Source organism: Gottfriedia sp. NPDC058432 (assembly GCF_042721555.1).
In the GTDB taxonomy this organism is placed as follows: Bacteria; Bacillota; Bacilli; order Bacillales; family Bacillaceae_G; genus Gottfriedia.
Genome location: NZ_JBHXLC010000004.1, coordinates 185,678 through 203,339, shown reverse-complemented (window position 1 = coordinate 203,339; position 17,662 = coordinate 185,678). Strand labels below are relative to the sequence as shown.

General features: G+C 34.0%; 20 protein-coding genes. All 20 read right to left on the bottom strand.

From position 1 onward, the window contains the following. Positions 1–23: 23 nt before the first annotated feature. Positions 24–1,208 carry a NupC/NupG family nucleoside CNT transporter gene (locus tag ACFWM3_RS06705; protein ID WP_056469285.1) on the bottom strand — a complete coding sequence of 395 codons (1,185 nt, stop codon included), beginning with the start codon at positions 1,206–1,208 and terminating at the stop codon, positions 24–26. A 121-nt stretch (positions 1,209–1,329) separates the two neighbouring features. Further along, positions 1,330–1,734, bottom strand: a complete 405-nt coding sequence (locus ACFWM3_RS06700; RefSeq protein WP_056469282.1) for a cytidine deaminase — start codon at positions 1,732–1,734, stop codon at positions 1,330–1,332. A 139-nt stretch (positions 1,735–1,873) separates the two neighbouring features. After that, positions 1,874–2,539: a deoxyribose-phosphate aldolase gene (deoC, locus tag ACFWM3_RS06695; protein ID WP_335473517.1), complete on the bottom strand. Its 666-nt coding sequence runs from the start codon at positions 2,537–2,539 to the stop codon at positions 1,874–1,876. 315 nt (positions 2,540–2,854) lie between these two features. After that, entirely contained in the window at positions 2,855–3,796 is a 942-nt protein-coding gene (locus ACFWM3_RS06690; protein ID WP_390310807.1) for a DNA-binding transcriptional repressor DeoR, read from the bottom strand. 240 nt (positions 3,797–4,036) lie between these two features. Next, complete coding sequence (gene upp / locus ACFWM3_RS06685) at positions 4,037–4,666, bottom strand: uracil phosphoribosyltransferase (RefSeq protein ID WP_025568588.1); 630 nt, start codon at positions 4,664–4,666, stop codon at positions 4,037–4,039. A gap of 271 nt (positions 4,667–4,937) precedes the next feature. After that, complete coding sequence (locus tag ACFWM3_RS06680) at positions 4,938–5,456, bottom strand: DoxX family protein (RefSeq protein ID WP_390310806.1); 519 nt, start codon at positions 5,454–5,456, stop codon at positions 4,938–4,940. A gap of 226 nt (positions 5,457–5,682) precedes the next feature. Then, on the bottom strand, positions 5,683–6,924 hold the full coding sequence (glyA, locus tag ACFWM3_RS06675; protein WP_056469271.1) for a serine hydroxymethyltransferase: 1,242 nt from the start codon (positions 6,922–6,924) through the stop codon (positions 5,683–5,685). Between the two features lie 168 nt (positions 6,925–7,092). Further along, entirely contained in the window at positions 7,093–7,704 is a 612-nt protein-coding gene (locus ACFWM3_RS06670; RefSeq protein WP_390310805.1) for a TIGR01440 family protein, read from the bottom strand. Between the two features lie 72 nt (positions 7,705–7,776). Then, entirely contained in the window at positions 7,777–8,226 is a 450-nt protein-coding gene (gene rpiB, locus ACFWM3_RS06665) for a ribose 5-phosphate isomerase B (protein WP_025568584.1), read from the bottom strand. A gap of 124 nt (positions 8,227–8,350) precedes the next feature. Further along, entirely contained in the window at positions 8,351–8,791 is a 441-nt protein-coding gene (locus ACFWM3_RS06660; RefSeq protein ID WP_390310804.1) for a low molecular weight protein arginine phosphatase, read from the bottom strand. A gap of 122 nt (positions 8,792–8,913) precedes the next feature. Continuing rightward, a complete protein-coding gene (locus tag ACFWM3_RS06655) occupies positions 8,914–9,471 on the bottom strand; it encodes a manganese efflux pump MntP (RefSeq protein WP_056469263.1) in 558 nt (185 codons plus the stop codon). A 172-nt stretch (positions 9,472–9,643) separates the two neighbouring features. Further along, on the bottom strand, positions 9,644–10,687 hold the full coding sequence (locus ACFWM3_RS06650) for an L-threonylcarbamoyladenylate synthase (RefSeq protein WP_056469260.1): 1,044 nt from the start codon (positions 10,685–10,687) through the stop codon (positions 9,644–9,646). A gap of 106 nt (positions 10,688–10,793) precedes the next feature. Beyond that, complete coding sequence (locus tag ACFWM3_RS06645) at positions 10,794–11,252, bottom strand: GNAT family N-acetyltransferase (protein ID WP_056469258.1); 459 nt, start codon at positions 11,250–11,252, stop codon at positions 10,794–10,796. A 57-nt stretch (positions 11,253–11,309) separates the two neighbouring features. Next, positions 11,310–12,053 (bottom strand): stage II sporulation protein R, encoded by a 744-nt coding sequence (spoIIR, locus tag ACFWM3_RS06640; RefSeq protein ID WP_483867258.1) that lies wholly within the window; start codon positions 12,051–12,053, stop codon positions 11,310–11,312. Between the two features lie 379 nt (positions 12,054–12,432). Then, complete coding sequence (locus ACFWM3_RS06635) at positions 12,433–13,290, bottom strand: ATP-grasp domain-containing protein (RefSeq protein ID WP_390310802.1); 858 nt, start codon at positions 13,288–13,290, stop codon at positions 12,433–12,435. After that, entirely contained in the window at positions 13,287–14,192 is a 906-nt protein-coding gene (locus tag ACFWM3_RS06630; RefSeq protein ID WP_390310801.1) for an ATP-grasp domain-containing protein, read from the bottom strand. Before ACFWM3_RS06630 ends, ACFWM3_RS06635 begins: the two co-directional genes overlap by 4 nt. Before the next feature lie 137 nt (positions 14,193–14,329). Next, complete coding sequence (prmC, locus tag ACFWM3_RS06625; protein WP_390310800.1) at positions 14,330–15,190, bottom strand: peptide chain release factor N(5)-glutamine methyltransferase; 861 nt, start codon at positions 15,188–15,190, stop codon at positions 14,330–14,332. Continuing rightward, positions 15,190–16,257, bottom strand: a complete 1,068-nt coding sequence (gene prfA, locus ACFWM3_RS06620; RefSeq protein WP_056469249.1) for a peptide chain release factor 1 — start codon at positions 16,255–16,257, stop codon at positions 15,190–15,192. The genes prmC and prfA overlap by 1 nt, the downstream gene beginning before the upstream one ends. 235 nt (positions 16,258–16,492) lie before the next feature. Beyond that, positions 16,493–17,107 carry a thymidine kinase gene (locus ACFWM3_RS06615; RefSeq protein ID WP_056469245.1) on the bottom strand — a complete coding sequence of 205 codons (615 nt, stop codon included), beginning with the start codon at positions 17,105–17,107 and terminating at the stop codon, positions 16,493–16,495. 206 nt (positions 17,108–17,313) lie between these two features. Next, on the bottom strand, positions 17,314–17,559 hold the full coding sequence (locus ACFWM3_RS06610) for a type B 50S ribosomal protein L31 (RefSeq protein WP_025671035.1): 246 nt from the start codon (positions 17,557–17,559) through the stop codon (positions 17,314–17,316). Between the last annotated feature and the right edge of the window lie 103 nt (positions 17,560–17,662).

The window sequence follows — 17,662 nt, the reverse complement described above, 5'->3', positions numbered from 1 at the left end:
CTAAGTCAAACGCTTGGATTAAATTATTTTAAAACGATACCTACGATAATTGCCGTTAAAACACTTACTAATGTTGCACCAAATAATAATTTTAAACCGAAACGGGCTACAACATTACCTTGCTTTTCATGTAAACCTTTAACTGCACCTGCAATAATACCAATTGATGAGAAGTTAGCAAATGACACAAGGAATACTGACACAATTCCTAATGTACGAGTTGAGAACTCTTTACCATGTTTTGCTAGATCCATCATTGCAACGAACTCATTTGAAACAAGTTTTGTTGCCATAATACTACCTGCATCAACCGCTTCTTTAAATGGTACACCCATAATGAATGCGAATGGAGCAAAAACATAACCTAAAATCCCTTGGAATGAGATTCCAAAAATCATATCAAAAATATTATTAATTGCACCAATTAATGCAACAAAACCGATTAACATTGCTGCAACGATGATTGCTACTTTGAAACCATCTAAAATATACTCACCAAGCATCTCGAAGAATGTTTGTTTTTCTTCTTCTTGTATCGTTAAGATATCTTCTTCAGGTGTAACAGTGTAAGGATTAATAATTGAAGAAATAATAAATCCACCAAATAAGTTTAATACAATTGCCGTTACTACATATTTTGGTTCAACCATCGTCATATATGCACCTACGATTGACATAGATACTGTTGACATTGCTGATGCACAAAGAGTATATAAACGATTTTTTGGTAAATGACCTAATTGTTTTTTTACTGAAATAAATACTTCAGATTGTCCTAAAATTGCAGATGCTACTGCATTATAAGACTCTAATTTACCCATACCATTGATTTTGCTTAAAATTAAACCAATGTATTTAATAAAAAACGGTAAAATCTTTGTGAATTGTAAAATACCAATTAATGCAGAAATAAATACGATTGGTAATAATACTCCTGTGAAGAATGGGAAAGCACCTTCATTTGCCATACCACCAAATACGAAATTAACACCTTCACCAGCGTATTCTAATAACTTTCCAAATCCGTTAGAAATTCCTTTAATTAAAATTAAACCTACTTCTGTATTTAATAATAAGAACGCTAAAATGATTTGAACAACGACCATGATAACAACTGGACGATATTTAATTTTTTTACGATCACTACTAGCGATGAATGCTAGACCGAAAACAACTAGTAATCCAACAAGAGCTATAATATATTTCATGTTTCTCCCCCGAAAATCCAATAAATTTGTTTTTAATTAATCTAAGCGCTTTCAAAACGAACACAACTTTTTTATTTGTTGGATGTCAGACATCATTTAGAAGTTAGATGTCAGACAAGGATTAACCTTGTAAATCTTTTGAACTAAATGATCCAGGAAGTAATTCCTTAACAGTTGTTTCAGTGATGTCACCTTTTAAGTTAGTTAAGTATACTTTTGTATTTTCATCACTAAATTCTGCGATTACTTGTCTACATGCACCACATGGTGAAATTGGACCTTCAGTGTCTCCTACTATTGCAATTGATTCGATTTTTGCTGAACCGTTACCCGCAGCGACCGCACTAAATATAGCAGTTCTTTCTGCACAATTTGTTAGTCCATAAGAAGCATTTTCTACGTTACAACCTGTGTAGACCGTTTGGTTATTCAATAAAATTGCTGCACCTACTTTAAACTTCGAGTAAGGAACGTATGCGTTTTCACGAACTTTTAAAGCTTCATTGATTAATGATTGTGTATTCATATTTATCACCCTTTAACGAATTGTTAGGTAATTCTTAATTAAAGTGTGTGAGTTTTGTCTTCGCTTTACCATATTACCAACGTAAGAGCTAAAGAGCAATAACTCACTCACTTTTTTTTATTTTAAAATTATTTTGAAATTAATAAGCTGTGTTTGCTTCTTCACCTTGAACAAGCTTAACACCTGAACTTGTTCCGATACGGTTTGCACCAGCAGCTACTACATTTTCTACGTCTTTTAAGCTACGAACACCGCCAGAAGCCTTAACGCCTACGTTTTCTCCAACAGTTTTACGCATTAATGCAACGTCTTCTACTGTTGCTCCACCAGTTGAAAATCCTGTTGATGTTTTTACAAAGTCAGCGCCAGCTTTAACTGATAATTCACATGCTCTAACTTTTTCTTCGTCAGTTAAAAGACAAGTCTCAATAATTACTTTTACTAAAGCTTTACCTTTAGCAGCTTCAACAACTGCACGTACATCTCTTTCAACTAATTCGTCATTTTTTTCTTTCAATGCAGAAATATTGATAACCATATCAACTTCTTCCGCACCATTTTCAATTGCGTTTGTAGTTTCGAATGCTTTTACTTCTGGAGTGTTTGCTCCTAGAGGGAAACCAATTACCGTACAAACCTTTACAGAAGAATCCTTTAATAATTCACTTGCATAAGAAACCCAAGTAGGATTAATACATACTGATGCAAAGCTAAATTCTTTTGCTTCTTCAGCTAATTTTGCAATTTCCTCTCTTTTTGCGTCAGCTCGTAATAATGTGTGATCTACTAAACTTGCGTAATTCATATATAGTCGCTCCCTTATTGGTTTTATTATAAAAAATGTTTATTTACTAAGTTACTTTGAATATGTCTTTACTATAACATCGCTATGAAATTTTGTAAAATACAAATTGAACTTATGTTCAAGGATAATTTTACCTTTTATATATATAGAAAAGGGGCTGTCTCCAAAGTCAGGTTACCTGACAAAAAAGACGCCTCCTTTTTAAATGTAAAAATATCTAATTTTGGGGATATCCACTCTTAAGACACCCTCTTTTTAAAATTTGTCTAATAGAGAACATGACAAAGGGAAGGAATAGCTTTACCTCTTCCTTTCCTATCCTTGCTCTAACAATCTTTTTGCAGTAAATTGATCGGTTATTAATATGCTTGCATATTTACCCATTAAAGCACCGTGAATAGCATTTATTTTCCTTTCTCCACCCGCGACTAAAATAGATTTTTCTTTACTTCTTAGCTCATCTAACTCAATTCCAATCGTTCGTCGATCAAGGAGTTCAGAATAAATATTTCCGTCTTTATCAAAAAAGCGAGAGCAAATGTCTCCTACAGCGAATGTTTGTAAATCCGTCTCTTCCTTCTCGTTTAAGTAGCCAACTTTAAATAACAAGGCATCCTTTTTAACAGTTCCTACAGTGAAAATTGCTACGTTTGATTGTTTTCCCAAATCAATTAATCGACCAATATGGCGATCTTCTTCAACCATTTGTTTTACTTGTGGATTATCAAATATAACTGGTAGTGGTAAATATCTTGGAACGGTGTTAAATGCTTCAGCAAACAAATTTACCGTTTCAGATGCATATGTATTCGTTTTAGAGTAACTTACTCCACCGTTCAGCTGAATTACTTCTACACCCTTTACTTGTTTATTACTTAACTTTGTTGCAATATGATACATCGTAGTTCCCCAAGTTACTCCAACAACGTCACCATCATGGACTAAATCTACTAATACATCTGCAGCTTTTTTAGTGATTGTTTGCAAAACTTCATTGTAGTCATCAATTGGTGAATAGCAAACTTCAACAGATTGTAAATTATATTTCTTCTTTAACTCTCGGGCTAAATCTTGATTGCCTTCAAGGGGGTCAATAATTTCAATGCGTACATATCCCAATTCCTTTGCTTGTTGGAGTAATCTTGATACAGTTGGACGAGAGATTCCTAATTGTGTCGCGATCTCTTGTTGACTAAAGTCAGAATCATAATATAGTCTTGCAGCATCTATTATTAACCTTTGTTTTTCGAGTGACATTCCCTAATCCCCTTTAACTTACCCATCCTTATTTCACGTTCAAATTTTTAATTATTGTACCCCTTTTAATTTAAAGAAAACTCGTCGACTGACCAGCCTTAAACAAAGGCAGAGGCGTAGTTGCACTTATACTTAATTCCTAAAATTAGCGACTACGTCGAGTAAGCTACCTAGCTGCCAATTTATACTTTCTTAATGTGAAAAAAGCTCTCCTATGCTAGGAAAGCTTTAAAAATGTAATTACTTTGTACCAAATAAACGATCTCCAGCGTCGCCAAGACCAGGTACAATATAACCATGATCGTTTAATTTTTCATCAAGGGCAGCAATGTAAATGTCCACATCTGGGTGTGCTTTTTGTAAAACTTCAACACCTTCTGGAGCTGCAATTAAGCACATAAACTTAATGTTTTTAGCACCGCGTGTTTTTAAAGAGTTGATTGCTTCAACCGCTGATCCACCTGTCGCAAGCATTGGATCAATCACAATGAAGTCACGCTCTTCAACATCTGTAGGAAGTTTAACGTAATATTCAACCGGTTTTAATGTCTCAGGATCGCGGTATAATCCAACATGTCCAACTTTAGCTGCAGGAACTAATTGAAGGAATCCATCAACCATCCCTAAACCTGCACGTAAAATTGGTACAATCCCTAATTTTTTACCAGCAATAACTTTTGACTTTGCAATTGCTACTGGTGTTTCGATTTCCACTTCTTGTAGTGGTAGATCGCGTGTGATTTCGAATGCCATTAAACCTGCAACCTCATCAACTAGTGCACGAAATTCTTTTGTTCCAGTGTCTTTTTTACGAATTAAAGAAACTTTATGCTGAATTAACGGATGATCAAAAACGTATACTTTACTCACTTTTATCGCTCCTTGCAAATACTTATTAATTTATTATTCTTAAAAAGAATACCGAAAGCGGTTAAATAATTCAAGCCACATTATACAATCACTTAGAATTAATTTAGATCTTTTTTACATATAAACTTCAATATTGCCTTTTTTTATTAATCTAATTGCTATTTTGACCCATTTTGAATAAAAAACTCCTCTTCCTCATTAATATAAGTCAGAGAAGTTTTTATCTTAAACAAAAAGAGAGAACCTATTGGTTCCCTCTTTCGTTGCATAGTTAAGATGCGTTTCTTAAATTATGATCTGGTACTTTTGGAGCGAAAGAAGTTTTTCTATTAATAAACTTGCTAACATAGTGATCTAATCCAATACGTCCTGCATTAGAACCAGCAATTATTATAAAGATTCCTAATAATACCATTTGTGGATTTGTACTAGTTGTACCACTAAACATAAATGCGAAGTTCATCATTAAACCAAAGAACATTGCTGTTTTTGTAAAACATCCAAGAATAAGTCCAAGTCCGATTGCGAATTCTCCAATAGGAACTAATATATTAAATAAATCGATGTTTGGTATTGCAAAGTTTGTTAGAAAGTCTGCCCACCACCCTTGAACTGCTGGGTGATCACCTGTGGCACTTTTAACTGCAAATCCTAAAAATCCTGAAGCATCGAATCCTCTAGTTGATAACTTACCCCAACCTGCATGGATCCACTCATAACCTAAATAAAGACGGATAATCGTTAAGAAACCAGATGCAATTTTATTAGTTCTTAAAAAATTAATAAACATAAGTTTTTGCCTCCGTTTATATAAATTTTTAATTACTGTTTACATGAGTTATTGTAATCCATTTCCGATTAATAATGTGAAGCTTTCCACAAGTTTAAATGAACTTTTTGTGAACTTTATCACAAACTTTTAAAAAATTAAAGCTATCTTTAGTATAATTGCACCTTCAATGCTATTTGCAATTGAAAATACAGTTCTAAAGATAGCTTACTTTATACTTTATTTATTAAAATGTAGGATATAATTCGTATTTGCTTGATAAAGCATTAACTCGATTACGAGATGCTTCTAGTACTTCTTGGTTTTCGTGATTTTTTAATGTATCAGCAATGATTGATGCAATTTCATCCATATCTTCTAAAGTAAACCCTCTTGAAGTTACAGCAGCTGTACCGATACGGATACCACTTGTTACAAACGGACTTGCTGGATCAAATGGGATTGTATTTTTATTACATGTAATACCAACCTCATCTAATACGTGCTCAGCAACTTTACCAGTTAACTCTAATGAACGAACATCAATTAAAATTAAGTGATTATCTGTGCCACCAGATACTAAATTCAAGCCGTTAGATTTTAAGCCTTCTGCTAAACGAGCAGCGTTATCGATGACCGCTTGTGCATACTTTTTAAAATCTTCTTGTAGTGCTTCACCAAATGCTACAGCTTTAGCTGCAATTACGTGCATTAATGGTCCACCTTGAATTCCAGGGAAGATTGATTTATCAATCGCTTTTGCGAATTCTTCTTTACATAAAATCATACCACCACGTGGTCCACGTAATGTTTTATGAGTAGTTGTTGTAACAAAATCAGCAAATGGAACTGGATTTTGATGAAGACCTGTTGCTACTAAACCAGCGATATGTGCCATATCGACCATTAAGTAAGCTCCAACTTCATCTGCAATTTCTCTGAATTTTTTAAAGTCAATTGCTCTTGGATAAGCACTTGCACCAGCTACAATTAATTTAGGCTTATGCGCTTTAGCCTTTTCTAATACATCTTCATAGTTAATTACTTGAGTTTCTGGATCTACTCCATACTCAACGAAATTATATTGTACCCCACTGAAGTTTACTGGGCTTCCGTGAGTTAAATGACCACCATGTGATAAATTCATACCTAATACTGTATCACCATGTTTTAAAATAGTGAAATAAACTGCCATATTCGCTTGAGCACCTGAATGAGGTTGAACATTTACGTGTTCTGCTCCGAAAATTTCTTTTGCACGGTCTCTTGCAATGTTTTCTGTGATATCAACATATTCACAACCGCCATAGTATCGTTTGCTTGGATATCCTTCAGCATATTTATTTGTTAATACTGAACCTTGGGCTTCCATTACTGCTTCGCTTACAAAGTTTTCAGAAGCAATTAACTCGATTTTAGTACGTTGTCTACCTAACTCTAACTGTATTGCCTCATACAATGATGGATCTTGCTTTTTTAAATTTTCCACAGTTATATCCCCCTTTTTGTAAAACACGAACATTACTAGTATAAATTTACTATATTATTCGATAAAACGACCGAATTCCTTTCTATTTTACCATGTTTTGTATTGAAAATGAAAGATATATCTTTCAAATAACTAACATTTAACTATTCTATTATAATAAAAAACACATTATTTAACGTCTTCATCTATTGCGTAAACTGCACGTGCTCCACCAATTAACTTTGGACGAGTTTTTGCCACCGTAATATGGGCTTGTCCAACATGTTTAATACTTGTTCTTAAAGGAACTGCCACGTGCTTTAAATGCATACCGATTAAAGTATCGCCAATATCAATCCCTGCATCCGCTTTAATGTGCTCAACAATTACAGCATGATCTAAATGTCTATATGCGAATGAGGCAAGTGCTCCTCCTGCAGTACGAACTGGTACCACAGTTACCTCATCTAATTGTAAACTTTTTGCCGTTTTTCTTTGAACAACCAATGCCCTGTTCAAATGTTCACAGCATTGAAATGCTAATTGTACTCCTGTTTCATCTTGAAAAGCCTTAATCTCATTAAATAAGACTTCCGCTACTTCGATTGTTCCTGAAGTTCCAATTCTTTGTCCGCTAACCTCACTAGTGCTACATCCAATGACTAAAACATGCTCACTTGTAAAATTCACATGATCATTTAGCTCGTGTAATAATGATTTTATTTGCCCGGCTACTAACCTTAATTCTTCATTCACTTGTTTTGCCCCTTTCGTAGAATCATTCTTTAAATTGACTAACATTCTATTATTCATTATTAAAAAAGCCGATAATCTTCACATTATGTTTTGGATTAACGGCTTCTCATTTAGGTTTTATAATTGGTGATTCTTTTCGTAGTCTTTAATTTTGTTTACTCGATTTTCATGTCGACCGCCTTCAAACTCAGTCGTTAACCATATTTTTGCAATGTCTCTTGCTAAACCAGGTCCGATTACTCGTTCCCCCATAGCTAGAATATTCGTATCATTATGTTCACGAGTTGCTTTCGCACTAAAAGTATCATGCACTAAAGCACATCGAATTCCTTCAACTTTATTTGCGGCAATTGACATACCAATTCCTGTTCCACAAATTAATATTCCACGGTCTACTTCTCCATTTGCAACTTTTTGTGCAACTGGGAATGCATAATCTGGGTAGTCTACAGATGTACCACACTCACAACCATAATCTTCGTATTCAATGCCCATTTCATCCATTAAATTCATGATTTCTTGACGTATATTTAATCCACCATGATCAGACGCTATTGCTACTTTCATTAGATAACCCCCGTATTGATATCTTTGAATTAATTTTCTATCGTATTGAATCGACTTCAATTTCTATCTTACACTATTATGTTCAGATTTAGGGCATCTAATTAACATCTAATCACTGATTAAATTAATATTCGTTTGGTTTCTGTACAATCTGTTTTACCAACTCTTCTAATTCGCTCAAAGTATTTTCATAAGTTGTTAATGACCCTCCATAAGGGTCAGAAATATCTTTAGCTTGACCGTTTATATATTCATAAAATGTAAATATTCTATCCTTATACTGAGGAAACTTAGAAACTAACATTTGTTTATGGCTCAATGTCATTGATAAGACTTTAGAAGACCATTCCAATAGATCCTCATTTATTGGCTGCGAGGAATGATTTGTTTCTATCCCTTTATTTTTCAGTGCCAATATTGCATTTTGAGAAGCAGGGTCACCTGACATAGCAAATACTCCAGCAGACTTGACCTGATAGAACTCATTACCATGATGTCTTAATAGCGCTTCTGCCATTGGGCTTCTACATGTATTTCCGGTACAAACAAATAATATATTTTTCATCTTAATACCTCACCCTCATTTATCTGAACGTTTTATTTAATCTATTTTACTAAAAAATAAAAGGATGGGGCAATTGTCTCCAATTTTCTCCATCCTTAGCTCTTATTCACCTTATGTATCTGTTAAGAAAAAAATAATAGTTTTATTCCAAAAATCAATAAGAACGAACCACCTAATAGTTCTCCAAATTTACCAAGTTCCTGTTCTACTCTTCTTCCTAAAAGTAATCCAGCCCAGGTTAAAATTGTACTGATAATACCAAATAGTAGAATTGTTAGCCATGTTTTAGCACCGAATGTTCCTAAGCTAATTCCAACCGAAAAACTGTCCACACTTACACTAAATGCAAAAAGAAGTAACCCTACTCCTGTCGGTGAATATTTATTTTCTTCTTTTCCAAATAAAGTTGAGTAGATCATGTGAAAGCCTATCCCCATTAATAAGAATCCACCGAGTAATACAGCAAATCGTCCCAGATTCTCGGATAACTCATATCCAATGATCATTCCTAACAAGGGCATTATTACATGAAAGAGTCCGATTACAATACCGATATTGATGATCTGTTTAAATTTAAGTTGTATAACTCCCATTCCTAATCCAACTGAGAATGCATCTAAACCTAGCGCAGATCCCATAATAGTTAATGTAATTAGTTCATTGATTAATGAGCTATTCATGCTTTCCCCCCTAGGACTTGCTATTAAAAGATATGCACGTCCTATAAATGATATGAGGGAAATTAATAAAATTTTTTAGACTGTTGACAAACGCTTGCAATCAGTCTGAAAATCAAGTTTTATGAGCTTTGTCTAAATATGAATATAATAATGGACCGAACCTTAGCATCTATTATTTTTCCTGAATAACTGAATGTCCACAGGCTTTCCACAGACGATTCATAATCGCAATTCCAATGCCTTCATAAGGGAAGGTTTCACAATAAATGATATCAACATGTTCTTCATTAAATTTACGAATGCAATCATATAATGCTGCAGCTACGGTTGATAAGTCACTACGTTTTCCACATGTAAGAATTACATCTGCATCATATTTCGTTGCATTTTCTTCAGTTGTTAATATCCCTACTCTTTTTCCTTCTGTTTTGGAATTGTGTATAAGTTTGTGTATAAACTCAATACTTCCATTTACAAGATGCATTTGAGCATCTGGTGCATAATGTTTATATTTCATACCAGGTGATTTTGGTGCTTCGTTCTCCTTCATAGTTGCTGGATCTACTTCAACAGTAGGAATTATTTCTTTTATCATTTCTGGCGTAATACTACCTGGTCTTAATATTGTAAAAATAGCTTGAGAACAGTCAATAACTGTTGATTCAACCCCGACCCCTGTACTACCACCATCTACAATTCCTACAATTCGTCCATTTAGATCTTCAAATACATGCTTAGCAGAAGTTGGACTAGGTTTCCCTGATGTATTTGCACTTGGTGCTGCTATTGGCAAATTACAAGCTTCAATTAATGCTAGAGCAACTGGATGATCAGGCATTCTTATTCCTACAGTGGATAACCCTGCCGTTACATATTTTGAAACATTTTTCTTACTTTTTAAAATTAACGTTAATGGTCCTGGCCAAAAAGCATCCATTAGTTTTTTTGCATCTAATGGAATTTCTTCAACTAGATGATCTAACTGTTCTTTGTTGGCAATATGTACAATAAGGGGATTATCACTTGGTCTACCTTTTGCTTGGAAGATTCGTTGAACAGCTTCATCTGAAAGAGCATTCGCCCCTAACCCATAAACAGTTTCTGTTGGAAAAGCGACAACTTGTCCTAACTGTAAATTTTTTGCTGCATCCACAATCTGTGGGTAAACTTCTTCTTTATTCACAGGATTATCCACATACCATATTTTCGTTTCCATACGTAGCACCTCTCTCTAGAGTGAATAATAGTGTATATTTTACAAATTTAGACATTATCCAAAGAATGAAAAGCAAGTTTTATCCACAAATTGTGGACAAAACTTGCTAATTTGTGGATAACTTTGTGTATAGTTCTTTTTGATAAACTAATACTTCTTCATTCGTAATAGTAGTTTGGTAATGCTTCATTTCTTTAATACTATTCGAAACATTTTCCTGTTCGACTTGACCAAAACCTAGTAAAAGGAATAAGTCTTGAACTACATGCTGTCTTGTTAATAAATATACTTTACTAATCATTTCTTCTTTTAGTTTTTCAAGAACACTTTGTAAAAAGAGTACCATATGCTGTGAGTAAATGGTAGGTGCAACTACTAGTGATCTTAATAACGCTTCTTCTCCATCTTGCTCATATCCTATTACAGCTTGTGCTTTCCCAAACTCATCTTCCATTATGAAAAATGATTCTTGTTGCTCCTCAAGTCCGTTTGTGGATAATCCTGCTTGTCCCAAGAATGAAAAAATTGTCTCAAAATCTTCCTGAACTGCTGAACGTATTTTCATAAAAAAACCTCCCTAGTATGCTTGTAATACTTTATGCACATAGGGAGATTGCTAGAACTAAAATAATTGCTTTAACATTTGTACAAAGAAGCTCTCTACCTTAATATCTTCTTTTGGTTCATCGCTAGATAAAGTAGAAGCCACAACCGCATCGTCACTGCTCTTGATCTCATTATCATCTTGCAAAGATGATTCATTGTTTTGTTTTGTTGCAGTATTAGTATCATCATCGCTTAAACGTAATGCTTCTTGTTTATTAAATTCTTTCTTTGGTTCTTTTTCGATTTTTGGTTCTTTTTCGATTTTTGTTTCTTGATCAACCTTTTGTTGAGATTGTAGTGATTCTTTACTTAAAGTTGCATCACCGTTTGAAAAATCTAGGAAGCATAATGGCGGGAACAATACGCACCACCAGTTTGCCCCTTGACCAGCACCTAGTTTAATTAAAACTGCTTCGTAATCACCTGCAGGATATAGGAAACTTCCATATAACTTTGTAGGGAATTTAACTTTTTTAGAGTAAGTAATTGTAAATGATTGATTTGAGCCTTCTTCTTTAATAACACGTGCAACTGTTTTTTGTAAATCTGGAATATGACTTTTAATAACCTTTTGACCCTCTTCAAAGGTAGTTAAATCTTTTACCCAAGTATTAATTTGAGCATTAACTTCATCTCTAACTTTACGTTTAAGAGCTTGGTCTTCACTAGAATCGCTATTTGCTAGAATTCTTAGTCGTACAGCCTTCTTAGGAATTATAACCATTTCATTACCTTTAGCGTTTGTATCTCGAAGTGGCATTAACACTGATGAACTAATTAATAATATGATAAATAAAGAAATAATTTTATATGTTATTTTATTTTTATTTTTAGTTTTCATTCTCTCCACCATCCCTCTAGGAACAGTGTAGACAATTTGAATATTTCTTAAACACTAGTATTCTATTTTTTTATAGTTTCTTTTTGGACAAGGAAGTAAACGATGATTTCCAGTTTTAGATACCCGTTTTCCGTTGTAGAGATGTTGAGCCTTTCATTACTTCAGGATCCTTGCCGTCCCAGTCTCCATAGCCGCCGAGCATCTTACGTTGAGATTTACTCATAGATTTCCCCTAACTGACTAACAATCTATTAAAAAGGAACGTATGAAATACACAGTTTAGAAATTCCTTTTATCTCTAACAATTTATCTGCTTTTTAATATAATCCATATACAACGAAACAATATCTATGTTTGATACTGTATAAAGTGTTCTACTCCCTACTACGTCCTCAATTTCATTAAAGATTAGTTGGTTGTTTGCATCAAACATGAAGTCAATTCCAACGAAGTCAAAATCAAAGTGATCTACTATTTTTTGAATGAGTTCTTTTTCATTTTTGGAAAGTTCGTATAGTATTGCGCCTCCGCCTAGAGAAAAATTCGCTCGAAAATCTTTTTCTGAATATCTTAAAACGGCTGCAACAATTTCTTTACCGATGATAAAAACTCTTAAGTCCTTACCTAATTGCTCTGCAACGTTTTGAATTAATACTTCATCGAAGTTTGCGTTCTGTACGGTCTCCAGTAACTCTTCTTGATTATTTATAAAATATACTTCACTTCCGCCTCTTCCTGTGCAATTTTTAAGCACACAAGGGAAAATGATTGTATCTAAAGATTTTGTAATTGTATTTTTTTGATAATAAAATGTGTCTAGCATTGGAATTCCTAGACTAGAAAGCTTCTGGTGTGTTAGAAACTTATGGTTGGCCATTGTTGAAATCGCCTGGTTATTAAAAGTTCTGATTCCCATTTCTTCAAAGTGGGAAGATAATAATTGTGATATCGTCCTCATAATTACAAAGGCCGGTTTACTTAACTCTTCACCTTGATAGCAAAGTATATTAACACCGCTTCGAATACCTATTACAATATCTTCTATATATAATAACTTTAACTCAAATCCATTTTCCAATGCTCCGCTTACTAACCAGTCAATATACGTTCTATTTCTTTCTGCATCTGAATCGGAATAGATTAGCCAACCAATCATACGTTTTTCTCCAAGTCCCAGGTAATATAATCAATAATATATTTCGTTGTATCCACGTCTGTACATAGATAAATATTTTTGAAATGTGCGTTTGAGTTAACTTCGCATATAAACGTTTTTCCATCTTCGCCGAACAATAAGTCAATTCCTGCAAAATCAGCTCCCAATATTTCAGAACATTTAAGCGCTAAATTGATTTGCTCTTCTGTTGGCTCATACTTATACATCTTTCCACCGTTTGTAACATTTGCACGAAAATCTGATTCTGATTTTCTTAACACTGCTGTTACTACTTGTTTACCTACTACTTGGATGCGAATATCAGTCCCTCTGCTTGATTCTATAAACTCTTGATAAATGTGAGGTTTGTGCTTTAGTTCATCTACCTTTTTATAAAAATCTTCTCTATTCTCAACTAAATAAACTTGTCTACCAAATGAACCGAATGACTCTTTTATAATTAAAGGAAAACCTAATTCCTGTATAACTCCATCGTAAAAATCATAGTTTGTTAAATCACAATTAGGGAAAAGCAGCGGAGCCGTAATTGTTTTTGGCATGGGAATATCGTAGTTCGATAACACCTGAAAAGTTAAAGCCTTATCATCACAGACTTCAATCGTTCTCGCGGAATTATATAATTTTAGTCCCATATTTTCTAAATGCCTTGCTAAATGAACATCCTTGTCCCAAAAAATTACAAAATCAGGTTTCTCATTCGCGAATTTCCCTTTTAAAATCGCTTGACCCTTTTCGATTACTGGGATTAGTTCATAATGTTTAACTAAAGTAACATCTATTCCTTTTGAGATTGATGTATCACGTAACCATTCGAAAAGTTCAGTAAATTTTGTAGCTGTAATATGACCATTAAATACAATCCAACCTTTAAACTTTTTCATTCTAACTATCTTCTTTCGTAATGTTTTTGTTTTTTCTTGATTGAAATTTTCCTCATCTTTTACAACTTTAACACAAAAAAAAGAATCGTAATACATAGACTTTTTCTAGTCAATATCATTACGATTCATTATTTAAATTAGCCATTTACCATATAAACCATACGGTCTTTTCCATTAATATCGAGAACAACTTCAACCTTCGAATTCGGGTAAGCTTCCCTTAAAATGTCTGCAACCTGTTCACCTTGATTGACTCCTACTTCAAATGCAACCAGTGATTTTTCTTTTAATACTTTAGGTAGGTCATTTGCAAAACGACGATAAAAATCTAGACCATCTTCGCCACCTACTAAAGCACGGTATGGTTCATGTTCCTTAACTACTTCATCTAACCCCAACCAGTCCTCATGCGGAATATACGGCGGATTTGATACTACAATATCAACTCTCTTGTTTTCTTCAATAAAGTAATTCAGTAAATCATTGTGTATAAAGTGGACATTTGCCTTTAACTCTTGTGCATTTCGTTTTGCAACTTGAATAGATTCTGCTGCAATATCAACTGTATGAACTGTTAGTTGATTACTTTCAAGCGCAAGCGAGATTGCAATCGCCCCACTACCTGTACCTACATCTACTAGTTCAAGTTGTTCTGTATTCTTCCAATGCTTTTGAATACGATGCAGAACACCTTCCACTAACTCCTCTGTTTCTGGTCTTGGAATTAGTACTTCTTCATTAACAAAGAACTTTCGGCCATAAAAGTATTCATATCCTATTAAATACTGGATTGGTTGGCCCTTTACGTGCTTATGAACCAATTCTTGAAACTGCATCCAATCATTCTCTTTTAAGTCTTCTCTCATATTCAGCAATAACTCTGTTCGATTGTAGTCCAAAAGATGTTTTAATACAATTTCACCCACATTTTCATCACGACCGTGTTCTTGTAAAAAAGAAGAAGCCCATTTTAGGGCTTCATATATCTTTGTAGTCATTATTGACTTTGTTCCATTCGTTTTGCTTGATCATCCATAATTAAAGCATTAATGATTTCGTCGATTTTACCTTCAACGATTTGATCAAGCTTTTGAATTGTTAATCCAATTCGGTGGTCAGTTACACGGTTTTGTGGGTAGTTATAAGTACGGATACGTTCAGAACGGTCACCTGTACCTACAGCTTGCTTACGGTTTTGATCATATTCTGCTTGTACTTCTCTTTGGAATTTATCATAAACCCTAGCGCGAAGAACCTTCATCGCTTTTTCTTTATTCTTAATTTGTGATTTTTCATCCTGACATGATACAACTGTATTTGTTGGAATATGAGTTAAACGCACCGCAGACATCGTTGTATTTACTGATTGACCACCAGGACCACTTGAAGCAAATGTATCTACACGAATATCTTTTTCATGAATTTCAATTTCTACTTCTTCAGCTTCTGGTAAAACTGCTACAGTTGCAGTTGAAGTATGAATTCGTCCACCTGATTCTGTTTCAGGAACACGTTGAACACGGTGTGCACCATTTTCAAATTTTAGTTTTGAGTATGCACCTTTACCATTTATCATAAAGATAACCTCTTTAAAGCCACCTAGCTCTGTATAGTTACCTTCAATGATTTCTGTTTTCCATCCGTTAACCTCAGCAAAACGGCTGTACATACGGTATAACGTAGCAGCAAATAATGCAGCCTCGTCTCCTCCAGCAGCACCACGAATCTCAACAATAACGTTTTTATCATCGTTAGGATCTTTTGGAATTAAAAGTATTTTTAGACGTTCTTCTAAATCCTTTGATTCGTTTTCTAAATCATTTAATTCTTCTTTGACCATTTCGCGCATATCAGCATCAAGCTTTTCTTCAAGCATAGCTTTTGCATCTTTAATTTGCTCTTTAGCTGATTTGTATTGACGGTATACATCAACTGTTTCTTGTATGTCTGATTGTTCTTTTGAGTATTCACGTAACTTTTTTGAATCGTTTATAATTTCAGGGTCACTAAGTAAATCGTTTAATCTATCATAGCGATCCTCTACAGCTTGTAATCGATCAAACATAATTTTCACCTCGACATTTTCGTCTTAAATAGTTTCTAAATATATATCGAAAAAAAGCGATTCTAAATCGCTTCTTTAATTCTAAGGTAAAAGCGCCTAAAACACTTTATCCACAATTATTATTGTCCAGTTCCGAAAGCTAGCTCTTCGATAATATTCCATTCAAAGCTGGGCGAACTTTCTCCACATTTCTTAGTATATGGTCTTAATAGCTAATTTTCAACCTACTGTCTAATTAATCGTTCTGACTTTGTAGTGCTGGTTGAATTGTTTTCGTTGGTACTTCGTGACAGTGTCTACATCTTGGTTCATACGATTCAGATGCACCTACTAAAATAATAGGGTCTTCAAATAAAGCTGGTTTACCATTTATTAATCTTTGAGTTCTACTTGCAGGCGATCCGCATGAAGCACAAACTGCGTTTAATTTCGTTACATGTTCTGCAATTGATAATATCTCAGGTACTTTACCAAATGGTAATCCTCTAAAATCCTGGTCTAAACCTGCACAAATCACACGTTTTCCAGAGTTCGCAAGTTCTTGAACTACCATAACTATTTCATCGTCAAAGAATTGAATCTCGTCAATTGCAACTACTTCAACTTCTTCTGTAACATATTTAAGAATATGTGATGAGTGTGTTACTGCATAAGCAGGTACTTTCATACCTGTGTGAGACACCACTTCTACTTCACTGTATCGATTATCAATTGATGGCTTGAATGTAACACAGCTTTGCTTAGCAAACTGCGTACGACGAACACGGCGAATCAGTTCCTCTGATTTTCCAGAAAACATACTTCCGCAAATCATTTCAATCCAACCATTTTTTTTCATCATAAAGAACATTATGTGTCTCACCTTTCTATATCAGTACAAAGACTATTTTATTTATTTTTAACGATGGTTAATTCATCTGTATTTATAATTCGTGTAAGTATCTTGATTATTTATATAAAAATTCACTAAATTGAATTTAACTTATATGTTATTTGACTATAAATGCGTAAAAAAAGCAGGCAAAGTAGCAATAACTCGCCTGCTTTTCATCAATATTACTTAAGGCCGTATTTTTTGTTGAAACGTTCAACACGTCCTGCAGCGTTAGCAAATTTCTGACGTCCAGTGTAGAATGGGTGTGAATCAGAAGAAACCTCAACTTTGATTAGAGGGTAAGTTTCGCCATCTTCCCATTCGATTGTTTCGTTAGAATATTTTGTTGATCCGCTTAAGAATTTGAAACCAGTGTTAATATCCATAAACACTACTTTCTTGTAATTAGGATGAATATTCGCTTTCATGTCTTTCATCTCCTTCCGCCCTGAAATCCTTGAAATCAGAGTTATAAGAAACTATGTGTTTAACACATAATTTACATTTCACATACAAATGAAATTATAGCAA